Source organism: Acidimicrobiales bacterium (assembly GCA_041394265.1).
Taxonomy (GTDB): domain Bacteria; phylum Actinomycetota; class Acidimicrobiia; order Acidimicrobiales; family SZUA-35; genus JBBQUN01.
This window is the reverse complement of sequence record JAWKIO010000005.1, coordinates 4,391,263-4,404,587: the sequence shown is the minus strand read 5'-3', so window position 1 is coordinate 4,404,587 and position 13,325 is coordinate 4,391,263. Positions and strand designations below refer to the sequence as shown.

13 protein-coding genes are annotated in these 13,325 nt (G+C 67.5%); 3 read left to right on the top strand and 10 right to left on the bottom strand.

Annotation, left to right across the window (positions count from 1 at the left end):
• Nucleotides 1-40 precede the first annotated feature (40 nt).
• Complete coding sequence (locus R2733_21220) at nt 41-1,087, bottom strand: alkaline phosphatase family protein (protein ID MEZ5379033.1); 1,047 nt, start codon at nt 1,085-1,087, stop codon at nt 41-43.
• Between the two features lie 196 nt (nt 1,088-1,283).
• Between R2733_21220 and R2733_21215 the strand changes: the two genes are divergently transcribed.
• A complete protein-coding gene (locus tag R2733_21215) occupies nt 1,284-1,727 on the top strand; it encodes an Rrf2 family transcriptional regulator (protein ID MEZ5379032.1) in 444 nt (147 codons plus the stop codon).
• A 12-nt stretch (nt 1,728-1,739) separates the two neighbouring features.
• Nucleotides 1,740-2,396 carry a nitroreductase family protein gene (locus tag R2733_21210; protein ID MEZ5379031.1) on the top strand — a complete coding sequence of 219 codons (657 nt, stop codon included), beginning with the start codon at nt 1,740-1,742 and terminating at the stop codon, nt 2,394-2,396.
• Here the strand turns inward: R2733_21210 and R2733_21205 are convergent.
• The 3 genes from R2733_21205 to R2733_21195 all read right to left on the bottom strand — a co-directional run bounded on the left by R2733_21205 (nt 2,374) and on the right by R2733_21195 (nt 4,735).
• Entirely contained in the window at nt 2,374-3,324 is a 951-nt protein-coding gene (locus R2733_21205) for an RluA family pseudouridine synthase (GenBank protein ID MEZ5379030.1), read from the bottom strand. The two genes, R2733_21210 and R2733_21205, sit on opposite strands and share 23 nt — an antisense overlap.
• An 8-nt stretch (nt 3,325-3,332) precedes the next feature.
• A complete protein-coding gene (locus R2733_21200; protein MEZ5379029.1) occupies nt 3,333-4,304 on the bottom strand; it encodes a hypothetical protein in 972 nt (323 codons plus the stop codon).
• A gap of 143 nt (nt 4,305-4,447) precedes the next feature.
• Entirely contained in the window at nt 4,448-4,735 is a 288-nt protein-coding gene (locus R2733_21195) for a DUF167 domain-containing protein (protein MEZ5379028.1), read from the bottom strand.
• Between the two features lie 146 nt (nt 4,736-4,881).
• Between R2733_21195 and ileS the strand changes: the two genes are divergently transcribed.
• A complete protein-coding gene (ileS, locus tag R2733_21190) occupies nt 4,882-8,028 on the top strand; it encodes an isoleucine--tRNA ligase (GenBank protein ID MEZ5379027.1) in 3,147 nt (1,048 codons plus the stop codon).
• Between the two features lie 56 nt (nt 8,029-8,084).
• Here ileS and R2733_21185 read toward each other — a convergent pair whose 3' ends face one another.
• From R2733_21185 to ftsZ, 6 genes are all read right to left on the bottom strand, one after another.
• Nucleotides 8,085-9,578, bottom strand: a complete 1,494-nt coding sequence (locus R2733_21185) for a hypothetical protein (protein ID MEZ5379026.1) — start codon at nt 9,576-9,578, stop codon at nt 8,085-8,087.
• Between the two features lie 57 nt (nt 9,579-9,635).
• Nucleotides 9,636-9,887, bottom strand: coding sequence for a YggT family protein (locus R2733_21180; protein MEZ5379025.1), 252 nt, complete (start codon nt 9,885-9,887; stop codon nt 9,636-9,638).
• Between the two features lies 1 nt (nt 9,888).
• Nucleotides 9,889-10,647, bottom strand: a complete 759-nt coding sequence (gene sepF / locus R2733_21175) for a cell division protein SepF (protein ID MEZ5379024.1) — start codon at nt 10,645-10,647, stop codon at nt 9,889-9,891.
• A 130-nt stretch (nt 10,648-10,777) separates the two neighbouring features.
• A complete protein-coding gene (locus tag R2733_21170) occupies nt 10,778-11,437 on the bottom strand; it encodes a YggS family pyridoxal phosphate-dependent enzyme (GenBank protein MEZ5379023.1) in 660 nt (219 codons plus the stop codon).
• Nucleotides 11,434-12,150, bottom strand: a complete 717-nt coding sequence (locus tag R2733_21165) for a polyphenol oxidase family protein (GenBank protein MEZ5379022.1) — start codon at nt 12,148-12,150, stop codon at nt 11,434-11,436. The genes R2733_21170 and R2733_21165 overlap by 4 nt, the downstream gene beginning before the upstream one ends.
• Nucleotides 12,151-12,193: 43 nt before the next feature.
• Nucleotides 12,194-13,309 (bottom strand): cell division protein FtsZ, encoded by a 1,116-nt coding sequence (ftsZ, locus tag R2733_21160; protein MEZ5379021.1) that lies wholly within the window; start codon nt 13,307-13,309, stop codon nt 12,194-12,196.
• Between the last annotated feature and the right edge of the window lie 16 nt (nt 13,310-13,325).

Here is a 13,325-nt window from a genome sequence, read left to right as displayed (position 1 = left end):
TGCGTCAACATCGCGCCATGGTCTGCGCCGTCACGCCCGGTCATGCAACGGCCGAAACGAGCGGTACGTACATCTCGGCCGAGGTGAGCGAGCCGTGCCGTCCCACCAACTCGAAGGGCCCGGAATCGTCGGGATCGAAGAAGGCGATCGGCTCGAACGGGCAGAGCGCGACGTCGCCAAGACGCGATCGCGCGGCGCGACTCAACGAGCGGCCAAACCAATGCTCGTCTTCGATCTGCTCGAGTGATCGCACCCAAGCATGGTGGGCGTGCCGCTCGGTGGCCGCCGCCAGGAGCTCGGCGCCGGCTCCGGGCTCCGCGTGCAGCCACCGAAAGCGACCCTCGCCGCTCAGCGAGCGGGTGTTCGCCAGCACTCCGTCGTCGATCGGCACCACGCCATCGCGGCAATCGACTTGGCCGTGGTCGGCGGTCACGATCAGCTCGACGCCCGAGGGCAGGACCTCGAGGAACGCCGCAACGAGCCGGTCGGCGAACACGACCTCGGCGTCGAACACGGACCCGAAGCCGTATTCGTGGGAGACCTTGTCGACGCCGTCGTAGTACGTATAGACGAACGGCGCGCCTTCACGCACCAAGCGAGCGACCTCGTGCACCAGCGTGGCAATGGTGCGGTACGGCGTGAGCGTGGCACCACGGAGGTGTGCCCCCGAGAATCCCGAGCTGCGGAACTCGGCCTTGTTCACCATCGCAACGTCTCGGCCGAGAAAGGGGTCGAACGGCTGCACGTGTTCAGGCGGAGCGACCTTGCGAGCGTCGGGCCATGCGGCACTCCCCCACCGGAGGGTGTTCATCACCTCGCCATCGACCACCATGCGATAGCCGACGACGCCGTGCTCGGCCGGCTCGAGACCGGTGGTCAGCGAGGTCAGCGCCGTGGCGGTGGTCGAGGGGGCAACGGTGGTGATCGGCCCGCCGCCACAGGCCTGCAGCGTCGGGGTCAGTTCGGCCCGTTCGACCAGCTGCTCCCATCCCAGTCCGTCGAGCACGAGCAGCACCCGCTGGCGTGCCGACGCGCCGTCGAGCGGCAGCGCATCGGGTCGCTGTCCGACCCCGACGAGGTAGGGCATCACGCCGGTCAAGCAACCTTGCCCATAGGCCGGGCGAACGAGTTCGTGCACGTGTCTGCTTTCTGGATGGGTAGGTGGGCGCCGTGCTGGTGAGCGTCCGGGCCACAGGATAGACAGACCACGCCGCCCGACACCGATCCGGCTCACACCCTTCACGATGTGACCCGCCGGAGCAAGTAGGGTGGACGGGGTGAAGGTGTCGACCCGCGGAGACTACGCAAGCCGGGCCCTGCTCTCGCTCGCGCTCCATGCCGAAGAGGGTCGGCCGACCACCGTTCGCGACATCGCCGACCGCACCGGCTTGCCTCAGCCCTACCTCGAGCAGATCCTGTTGGCCCTCAAGGGTGCCGGCCTGGTCCGGTCCAAACGAGGTGTCGGTGGCGGCTACGTCCTCGCCCGAGATCCATCGGAGATCTCGCTCGCCTCGATCATCCGTGCGGTCGACGGACCCATCGTGCTCGGCGACTTCTCCGAACCGCATTCCGACGGTGCCTGCGATCATGAAGGCCAGTGCGTGCTGCTGCACCTGTGGCATGTCGTCGGCGACGAGATGCGCCAGCTGCTCGAGGGCTACTCCCTCGCCGATGTTGCCACCATGGCCAAGGGCAACGAGTCCTGGCCGACCGCCGGACCGCGCTGAGCGTCCGCCGAGGTGAGCGACACACGCAGCAATGCCTCCGAGATCGGGTCGGGCCCCTCGGTGGTCGAGGCACTACGGCGGCGGCGCATGATCCGATCGTTCGACCCGGCCCCCCTCGACCCTGGCCGGCTCGACGCACTCCTCGATCTTGCCCGCCGGGCCCCTTCCGCCGGCAACACCCAGGCCGTCGAGTTCCTGGTGCTCGATACCCCGGCGGCAGTCGCTGGCTACTGGGATCTCACGTTGCCGCCCCCGCGCCGCCAGATGTTTCGGTGGCAGTCGCTCCTCGATGCACCGGCGCTCGTGGTCGTGCTCACGAGACCGGACGCCTACGTGGAGCGATACAGCGAGGCCGACAAGGCCCGAGCTCGGCTCGGCGAATCACTCGACGGCTGGCCGGTCCCATTCTGGTGGGTCGATGCCGGGGCGGTGATCGAGAATCTCCTGCTCCTGGTCACCGCAGCTGGCCTCGGTGCCTGCTTGTTCGGTCTGTTCGAGCACGAGGCGGCGGTCCTGTCCGCCTTCGGGGTCCCGTCGGAGTACCGAGCCGCCGGCACCATTGCCATCGGACGACCGCTCGACGAGCGGACCGGTCCGTCGCAGGATGGTCGTTCGGCTCGGCGAGGTCGCCCACCGATCGCCGATCTCATCCATCGAGGTCGGTGGTGATGCCCAGCGAACCGGCCAGGTCGGCCAGCTCCGGCGGCAACGGCGACCGGAAGTGGAGTGATTCGCCGCTGATTGGATGGACGAAGCCCAATTCGGCCGCATGGAGGAACGGCCGCCCCAACCCGAGCGACGGTCGGCGGGGCGCGTAGCGCTGATCGGCCACCACGGGATGGCCGATGGCCTCGAGATGGGCGCGGATCTGGTGGGTGCGACCCGTCTCCAACCGGCATTCGAGCATCGTGACCTCGGGGTCCTCGTGTCGATCGAGGACCCGATAGCGAGTGCGCGCCGGTCGCCCGCCCGCCACCACCGCGCGTCGGGTGGCGTCGCGAGGTGACCGGCCGAGCGGCGCATCGATCAAGCCCTCACCCGAGGTCACGCTCCCCCAGACCAATGTGAGGTAGCGCCGGAGCACGGACCGGTCGGCCAATTGCCCCGATAACGACACTCTCGCTACTTCCGTGCGGGCGACCATCAACAACCCGGACGTTCCGCGGTCGAGGCGATGGACGATGCCAGGCCGCTCCGCCTCGCCCCCGGCGTCGACGATGTCGGGGTAGACGGCGAGCAGCGCCTGGATCATGGTGCCGTCGCTGACGCCCGACCCCGGGTGCACCACCAACGCAGCCGGCTTGTCCACCACCAGCAGGTGGTCGTCGACGTAGACGACGGGAACGTCGACGTCGGGGGCCGGCGACAACACGTCCGTTCGGTGCGGCACGACGACAACAAGCGCAGCGCCAACCTCGAGACGGTCGGACGGTTTGGCCGGCGGTCGTCCGTCGACGGTCACTCGATCCTCGCTGATCAGCGCCTGCGCTTCGCGACGTGACACATCGGCAAGCATCGCAACGACACGGTCGACCCGCTCACCACCCAGCGCTTCCGGGACGCAGACGTCGAGCCGACGCTCGGAGTCGTCGGCCATCACGGGGATCAGAACATCGAGGTCTGATGAGCAATGCACTTCGGCGCCATGGGCAACGCCTCGAGTCGCTCCTCGGGAATGTAGTCACCGGGGCCGCCCACGATGCACTGTCCATAGGTGCCACGATCGAGCCGATCGAGCGCCGCATCGATTTCATCGACCTTCTCGCGAGCCTGCGCCGAGAGGGCCAGATCGCGATCTCGCTCGACGGCCAGCGTGTCGCCTTCACCCGATTCCTCGTCGAACTGGACATCGCCTGGTTCACGATCGGCCATGAGCGCCGCCGCCTCGGCGGCGAGGGCCTCGGCGCTGTGGGTATAGCGCTTGCGCTCGGCGATGAGTTCTTCGCGACGGGCGGCCAGCCACTTCTTGTCGGACAGGTACTTTGGCTTGTCGTGCTTTTCTTGCTTTGCGGTCACTGAGGTCTTCCGGGATGCCTTTGTGGTTGTGCGATCGGCCGAGGGGCCGGCCGCATCGGTGCGGGCTGAGGTTGCGGCGGTGCGCTTGGCGGCGCTCTTCGCAGGCGCCTTCGTGCCAGCGGCGGCCGAAGCCGCCACCTTCTTGGTGGCGGTCTTCTTGGCGCCAGACGGCTTCGTCGCCGCAGGCTTCTTGCTGACGTTCTTCTTGGCGGGCGCCTTCTTGGTGGCGGTCTTCTTGGTGGCGGTCTTCTTGGTGGCGGTCTTCTTGGTGGCGGTCTTCTTGGCAGCCTTCGTTGCTGTTGCGGCCTTCGAAGCTGCTGCCTTCTTGCTTGCGGCCTTCGTCGTGGTGCTTGCGGTGGAGGCCTTCTTGGCCGGTGCCTTCTTGACTGGGGCCTTCTTGGCGGGCGCCTTCTTCACCGCCGATCGCTTCTTCGTCGACGATGCGGCGGACGACGCCGGCGACGTCTTGGCAGCGGCGGATGCGGCCTTGTTCTTCGTCGTCGCCTTGCCGGCCGACGCACCAGCGCCGGCTGCTCGCTTGGTCGAACGTGCACCTGCCATTGAAGAACCTTTCCGACCGCCGTCCCCTGGCCGATCGACAGAGCCAAGACTCCGAGCGCCTTCGGCCCCTGCACCCCGTGGAAACCCCCAAGAGGAAGCCGTACCTTATCTTCCACTGTCCAGAAGTACCGCCACGGTGGCCATCAGTCTGTCAGTCTCCCCTCTGACCAGGACTTTTTGCGACGACTGGCCGGACCTACCACCACCGAGACCGCAGGTGGGCGTACCCCGAAGGCCTCGGCGAGGGTGCGCTCGACTGCCTGGTTGGCCTGGCCTTTCGTCGGTGCGGCCGAGACTCGTACGGCCAAGGCACCATCGAACCCTCCCTCGACGGCGTTGCGGCGGCCACCGGGCCGTACGTGGATCCAGACCTCGATGCCGTCAGTCACCGCTGTCACGACTCCGGGGGTGTGGTCGGATCGGTCGGACACGGGGCGAGCGTAGACCGAGCCGCCAGGAGACCGACCTGCGAAGAGACCGAGCTGCCAGGAGACCGAGGTGCCATCGGGTTGGCCCCGCCCGGTCGGGGCCGAATACTCGCAGGAGAAGGACGGACGGCAGCGGTACCCTGCACCCCATGAATGCAGCCAGTTCGACGCCGTATCCCGATGTACCGCCCCGGGCCGACTACCCGGCCATCGAGCGCCGCATTCTCGACTTCTGGCGCCAGGAGCAGACCTTCGAACGGTCGATCGAGCAACGGCCTCACTCCGACGACGGCGGCACGGAGTTCGTCTTCTACGACGGCCCGCCATTCGCCAATGGTTTGCCGCACCATGGGCACCTGCTCACCGGCTACGTGAAAGACGTCGTTCCTCGGTATCAGACCATGCGGGGCCGTCGGGTCGATCGCCGATTCGGCTGGGACTGCCACGGCCTCCCTGCCGAGATGGAGGCGGAAAAGCAGCTCGGTGTCACCGGACGGGTCGCCATCCTCGATCACGGCATCGCCCCCTTCAACGACTACTGCCGCACCTCGGTGATGCGCTACACCGAGGAGTGGCAGCAGACCGTCGAGCGCCAGGCGCGCTGGGTCGACTTCGACAACGACTACAAGACCATGGACCTCTCCTACATGGAGTCGGTCATGTGGGCCTTCAAGGAGCTCTACGACAAGGGTCTCATCTACGAGGCCTATCGGGTGATGCCCTATTCGTGGAGCGCAGAGACCCCGCTGTCGAACTTCGAGATCCGCATCGACGACGCCACTCGTCCTCGCCAAGACCCCGCCCTCACCATCGCCTTCGACCTCGCACCTGTCGACGGTGACCCCGCGCCCCTCAAGATCCTGGCCTGGACCACCACCCCCTGGACCCTGCCGTCGAACCTCGCGCTCGCGGTCGGCCCCGAGGTCGTCTACGCGATCGTCGAATCGGACGGACAACACTACGTGATCGGCGAGCAGGCCCTCGGGGCCTTTGCCTCGGTGCTGGGCGATGCGAACGTCGTGGCAACCATGCCAGGGCGCGATCTCGTCGGGCGCACGTACACCCCGCTCTTCGATTACTTCGCCGACCGCACCGACGCGTTCCGCATCCTCGAAGCCGACTTCGTCGATACCACCGAGGGCACCGGCATCGTCCACATGGCGCCAGGCTTCGGCGAGGACGACCAACGTGTCTGTGAGGCCAACGACATCCCGATCGGCCGCGCCGTGCCGGTCGACGACCAGGGACGCTTCACCGACGACGTGCCCGAGTGGGCCGGTCAGAACGTCTTCGATGCGAACCCCGGGGTCATCCGGCATCTCAAGGACGCCGGCCGGGTCCTGAAGCACGAGACCTACGAGCACAACTACCCCCACTGCTGGCGCACCGATCAGCCGATCATCTACAAGGCAATCTCCTCCTGGTATGTCGAGGTCACCAAGATCCGTGACCGCCTCGTCGAGCTGAACCAGGAGATCAACTGGGTACCCGGCCACGTTCGCGACGGCCGCTTCGGCCAGTGGCTCGCCGGCGCCCGCGACTGGTCGATCAGTCGCAACCGGTTCTGGGGCTCACCCATCCCGGTGTGGAAGTCCGACGACCCCAACTATCCGAGAATCGACGTCTACGGCAGCCTCGACCAGCTCGAGGCCGACTTCGGCGTGCGCCTCGACGATCTCCATCGACCGGCCATCGACGAACTGGTCCGCCCCAACCCCGATGATCCGACCGGCGCGTCGATGATGCGCCGTGTCGACGAGGTGCTCGACTGCTGGTTCGAGTCGGGATCGATGCCCTTCGCACAGGTGCACTACCCGTTCGAGAACGCCGAGTGGTTCGAGGACCACTTCCCCGCCGACTTCATCGTCGAGTACATCAACCAGACCCGTGGCTGGTTCTACACCCTCCACGTGCTGGCCGGCGCCCTCTTCGACCGCCCGGCGTTCCAGAACGTCATCTGCCACGGCATCTTGCTGGCCGAAGATGGCAACAAGCTGTCCAAGAAGCTGCGGAACTACACCGAGCCGGCCGAGATCTTCGACCACCAAGGCGCCGACGCGCTGCGTTGGTACTTCATGTCGTCGAACATCGTCCGCGGCGGCGATGCCCGCATCAGCGATCAGGCGATTGATGACGTCACGCGCCAGGTCATGCTCCCGATCTGGAATGCGTACAGCTTCTTCACCCTCTACGCGAACGCCGACGGCTACCGGGCGCAGGAGCGAACCGACTCCTCACACGACCTCGATCGCTATCTGCTGGCCAAGACCCAACAGCTCGTTGCCCAGACCACGCAGCGACTCGACGCCTATGACCTGGCCGGCGCCTGCGCCGTCGTCCAGAACTACCTCGACGCCCTCACGAACTGGTACATCCGCCGGAGCCGTGAGCGGTTCTGGAACGCCGAAGGCGGCTCGGTCGATCGCGATGCGCTCGACACGCTGTACACGGTGCTCGTCACGCTCACGAAGGTCTTGGCCCCGCTGATGCCGATGATCGCCGAAGAGATCTGGCAGGGACTCGTCGGTGAGAGCTCGGTCCACCTGCAGGACTGGCCCGAGGTCGACGCCCTTCCCGCCGACGCCGACCTGGTGGCGGCCATGGACCTGTTGCGGGCCGCGGTCACCCCGGCGCTCGCACTTCGCGAGAGCCGCGGGCTGCGAGTGCGTCTGCCACTGGCCAAGGCCATTCTCGCCGGTACCGAGCCGAACTCGGCCATCGAACCCCTCAAGCAACTGCTTGCCGACGAGCTCAACGTCAAGAACGTCGAGTTCAGCTCCGACGTCGATGCCTACGGCACGTTCCGTCTCGTTCCCAATCCCCGGGTGCTCGGCCCCCGCCTCGGCAAGGATGTCCAGTCGGTCATCAAGGCGGCCAAGGCCGGTGAGTGGGTGAGCCAGCCCGACGGCAGTGTCGAGGTCGGCGGCCAGGTGCTGCAGCCCAACGAGTTCGATCTCGCGCTGGATCCGCGCGAGGGCTACGCCGCCGCCGCACTCCCCGGCAATCAGGCCGTGATCGTCCTCGACACCGAACTGACTCCCGAGCTCGAAGCCGAAGGTCTGGCTCGTGATCTGGTCCGAGCCGTGCAACAGGCCCGGAAGGACGCCGACCTCAACGTCGCCGACCGGATCCGGCTCGAGCTGAACCTCGGTGATCAGCGAGCGGCATTGGAACCGCATCTCGACTGGGTTGCTGCGTCGGTGCTCGCCACCGAGGTCGACCTCGACAGCCAGACCGCTGCACTCGAAGCCGCCATCGGCGACGCCAGCGTCACCTTCGCCCTCGCTCGGATCTGAGAGGCATCGGTGCCGCCGCCGGGTGTCCCCGGCGGCGGGCCGATGGGGCGGTTGCCCTACTTTCGGCGGCTGAACCAGCCCGAGCGACGGTCATCGTCGTTGTCGTTGTCGTTGAGGAACCGTTCGAGGGCGACGTCGGTCTCGGCGTCGTCGCCAGTGGCCCGACGTAGCTCGTCGAGGAACGGATCTTCGCTCTTCGCCACCTGGCGAGGCGGTTCGAAGTCAGGGACGGCCTCAGCCCAGGCCGGTCGTCCGAGCTCGTCGCTGGTTGCAGGCGAGGAGGGGACGTGATCGGCGGCATCCTCGAAACCGAAGTCGGCGGGGCTGGCCGCCGGGGATGGGGCGTCGTCCCATCGCACTTCGTCAACGATGACGGCCCCGGAGGACAGCGACGAAACCGTTCCCCAATCGTCGAGGTCTTGGTCGGTGGCGTCGGCGGCCTCATCGGCAGTCGACGTGACCAACGCGTCGGCTTCGTTCTCCTCGATCGGCAGCGCAGCGACGTCGCCCGGCTCGTTCGCTGGGCTTTCCCCCGCAACCTCGTCGTGGTCGATGAGTACGCCCGCCGTCGGCTCGGACTCGGGTTCGGGATCGTCATCGGCATCGTCATCGAACAGCTGCACCATCGGCACGGCCTCGGTGGGCTCACCGGTGTGATCGAGTTCGCCCAGCAAGGAACCGCGAGCATCGGCCGGCGCGACGGTGTCGCTCACGCTGGACGGCGCCAGGTCATCGAGGCCGTCGACGGCGAGCACGACGGCGCCCGTGCCGGCCTCGGGGACCGTGACGGGATCGCTGTTGGCCGTCGGCATCTCGGAATGCAGCCGACCCGGATCGTCGACCACCATCGCGATGTCGGCGAGCGCCGCTCGAATGGTCTCGCGCCGCTGGGCGAGGTGGCCCTCCAACCGTTCGATGTCGAGACCGAGCTCGTCTCGAGTCGCGGTGTACTCGGCGATCTCGGCCACCAGTGCCTCGCGTTGCGCACCCTCGGCTTCGGCCAGTGCCGCCTCGGCGGCTTCGACCTTCGCCTGGACCTCGGCATGGGCGGCGGCGAGCAGCGCTTCGCGTTCGGCGGCGACGCTGGCCTCGGCATCTCGCCTGGCAGCGGCGTTCTCGGCGTCGAGACGAGCGGCCTCGGCTCGGGCCGCTGCGACCAGGCTCTCGGCCTCGGCCCGTGCGTCGGCGACCGTCTGGTCAGCGGTTCGTTGGGCGAGCAGCAGGGTCTTGCTCAGCGTCTCGTCGAAGTTGGCGGGAACGGCGGGCGTCTCGACCGCGGCCGGTGCGGCAGCGGGAGCCACCGCCGGCGCGGCGGAGGGAGCCGCAGCGCGATTCGCCGCTCGTGCCTCGACCAGGCGCGCCTCAGCCGAGGCGGCCCGGGCTTCGGCATCGGCAAGCCGCTGCTGGAGCGATGCGACATCGTCGGCCAGCGGAGCGAGGCCTTGGAGCACTCGATCGACCTGGCTCTTACTGTACCCCCGCAGTTCCTCTTCGAAGCGGACCTCGGGCAGCTTGCGAAGCACCCGGAACTTGTCATCTTGCGCGACCATCCCGCGAGGCTAGCCGTGCGCCTGCGCCGGCAAGCGGATGGCAGCGGGTCAGTTGGCTCAGCAGATGATGCCGAGGACGACCACCAGCAGCAACAGGACCACCAACTCGGCGATGCCGAAGCCGATGGGTCCGGGAACCGGTGGAAGCCGCCGACGCAGCGGCCACACGACGGGGTCGGTGAGCGCAAACGCCAGGTCCTTGGCGGTTCCGGCGGGCGTGCCGGGCCGGATGGGGAAGAACGACAGCGCGATGCGCGACAGGAAGACGAACTGGAAGAGCAGCAGCAGGATGCAGAACAGATCGCCCATGTCAGCGATCGAAGCCGCGCTCCTCGATGCGGCGACGCTCTTCACCGGAGACCTCGACCGATGCCGGCGTGAGCAGGAAGACCTGCGAGGCGAGCTTTTCCATCGAGGCGTCGAGCGAGTAGCAGACACCGCTGGCGAAGTCGATCAGGCGTCGAGCGAGATCGCGGTCGGCTTCGCGCAGATTCATGACGACCGGCACCGACCCCTTGATGTCGTCGGCGAGCACCTTGGCGTCGGCGAAGGTCTTCGGGGTGAGGGCGCGAGGCTTGGTGCGCTGGATGGGGACGGGACGCACGACCGGTTCGTTGCGCTGACGATCGCCCGGGTAGCGGTCGTGGCTCCCAGCATTGCGGCCACTCAACGAACGTGCCTCCTCGGCATCGAGATCGAGCAGGTCGTGCTGACCGGCTCCGGACGTAGCGGTGCGGCTCCGACCATTCGAGCGCTCGACCGACTCGGTGCTTCGGCTCCAGTCGTCGTCGAGTTCGGGCGACGGAACCGGCCGGAGCGGACGGACCGAGCTGACGGCGCTCGCCCCAGGGTCGGGGTTGAACCCGGCGTCGTAGCCGAGACCCGAGTGATCAGGTTCGGGTGAGCGAACCGAGCTTCGGTTGGCCGGCACGGCGGTGACCCGACTGCGTTCCTCACGGGGATGGTCGAGGTCGATCGCGCCGTCGTCGTCGAAGTCGTCGTAGAGATACCCGTCGTCGTACTCTTCGTCGGGGCCGAGCCCCAGATACGTCATGACATTCTTGAACATCTGCGGTCCTCGCTTCTCGCCCGAAAGACTAGTGTCTCACACCTCACGTGCGGTGGCACACTGCGCCGGTTGTGTGACCTCGCCTACGACCATGCAGGTCAGCGCAACGGAACGAGCCGCGGCGAGGGCGTCATTCGGCTGCTCGCGGTGGCCGCGGGCCGAACAGTGCGGTTCCGACCCGCACCATGGTCGAGCCCTCGGCCACGGCGGCCTCGAGGTCGCCCGACATCCCCATCGAACAGACTCGCAATCCGAGCCGGTCGACATGCGACCGCAGGAGCGCGAACCCCGGCTGCGGATCGCCGCCACCGGTCGGCCCGACCGTCATCAAGCCAACGACATCGAGACCAGCCGCAACCGCAGCGTCGACCAGGGCATCGAGTTCCCTGGGTTCACACCCGGATTTCTGCGGCTCACCGGTGGTGTTCATCTGGATCAGCACCCGGGCCCCCGGGGCACGTTTCGCGATCTCGAGGGCGAGGTCGACCCGATCCACCGTCTGCCAGAGGCTGATCCACGGCGCGATCTTGCGCACCTTGTTCCGCTGGAGACCGCCGATGAAGTGCCACGATGCACCATCGACCAGCGGCGCCTTCTCGAGCACCTCCTGCGCGTAGTTCTCACCCAGTTGTTCGAGTCCGGCGGCCACGGCGGTGCGTGCGACGTCGGCCGGGAACGTCTTGGTGACCGCCAAGATGTCGACGGTGTCGGGATCGCCGCCGGCCGCCAGGATCCGCTCGTCGAGCGCATCCCGGCGCCGGCGAATGTCGTCGACGGTGAGGTCGCTCACGCCGGGTCCTCCTCGATCCATGCCACGGTGGTCTGGCGCCCGCGGTCGCCGCGCACACGATGCGAGAAGAAGTCCGGTGCGCTGGTGCAGGCCACCGGGTCCGGACGACCCCAGCCCGAGTTCGCACATGCGGCGGCAATCACTTCCGCCATGTCCAACGCCGGTGTTCCCTCGTCGGTCAGAGCCGCAACATCGGGACCGTACGCCTCGACCATCGACGCCAGGTCGTCGCCGCCGAACTCGTAGCGTGGCGCTGCGATACACGGACCGAGGACTGCGGACACGGGCCGTCCTCCCTCGGCCAGCAACCGCCGCCCGGCTGTCTCGATGATCCCCGAGCGTGCACCCCGCCAGCCGGCGTGCACGACCGCGACCCCGGCCGTCGAGATGAGCACCACCGGTGAACAGTCGGCGGTCGTGACGGCGATCGGCACCCCGCTGGCGGTGGTGATCGCTCCATCGGCCACTGCACCGGCGCCAGCACCGGGTTCGGCCACGACGACCAGGTCGGTACCGTGCACCTGTCGCAGCCACGTCCACGGCGCATCCATGATGTTCGAACGCCGTTGCCGCAGGTCATCGGGGTCGACCTGTGGTAGAGGTCGACCGTTGTGATCGAGCTGCACCGGTGGAATGGCGAAGTCGCCATCGTGGACCGTGGTCGATCGCACTTCGACTCGTCGGCCGACGAGCGGAATCGTCCACGAGAGCATCGGCATCACCACCTCGGGAGCGGGCCGCGATGACCCGGGTGCGTCACTTCAAGAAGTCGGGAACGTCGAACCCGTCGTCGGCGTCGTCATCATCGGAGCCGAACAGATCGGCGGTGCCCCGGGGGGCGACGTCGTCGTCATCATCGTCGAGCAGGCCGGCCAGCGGATCGGCACTGGCCGCTGCCGACGTCGCGGGCACCTCATCGCGGGGTGCATCCCAACGGTCGAAACCGGCGGCAATGACGGTGACACGGATTTCGTCTTCCATGTCTTCCTCGACCACGGTGCCGAAGATGATGTTGGCATCCGGGTGGGCGACATCGTGGATGATCTCGGCGGCTTCGTTGACCTCGAACAGGCCGAGCTCGCTCGAGCCGGCGATCGACAGCAGGATGCCGCGCGCCCCCTCGATCGAGCTCTCGAGCAGCGGGGAGGCAATGGCGGCTCGGGCCGCGGCGAGGGCGCGCCCCTCGCCTGATGCACGACCGATACCCATGAGGGCGCTGCCGGCGTCGTGCATGACCATCCGCACGTCGGCGAAGTCGGTGTTGATCAGGCCGGGCGTGGTGATCAGATCGGTGATACCCGATACGCCCGAGAGCAGGATCTCGTCGGCCATGCGGAACGCGTTGACCATGGTGGTCTTCTCGTCGGCGATCGACAACAGCCGGTCGTTGGGGATGACGATCTGGGTGTCGACCTTCTCCTTGAGCCGGTTGATACCCGACTCGGCCTGTGCGGCCCGGCGTCGGCCTTCGAAGCTGAACGGCCGGGTGACGACCGCAATGGTGAGGGCGCCCTGGTTCTTCGCGATCTCGGCGACGACCGGGGCGGCGCCGGTGCCCGTGCCGCCACCTTCACCGACGGTGATGAACACCATGTCGGCACCGTCGAGGGCGGCGGCGATCTCGTCGCGATGATCTTCGGCGGCCTGCTGACCGATGCCGGGGTCGGAACCGGCACCCAGGCCCCGGGTGAGTTCACGGCCGATGTGGATCTTGGTCTCGGCGTCGTTCATGAGCAACGCCTGGGCATCGGTGTTGACGGCCACGAACTCGACGCCCCGGAGCCCGCCGTCGATCATCCGGTTGATGGCGTTGCAGCCACCGCCGCCGATGCCGACGACCTTGATCACGGCGACGTAGTTCTGGGTGCTCATCGGTTGCGGTTCCTCG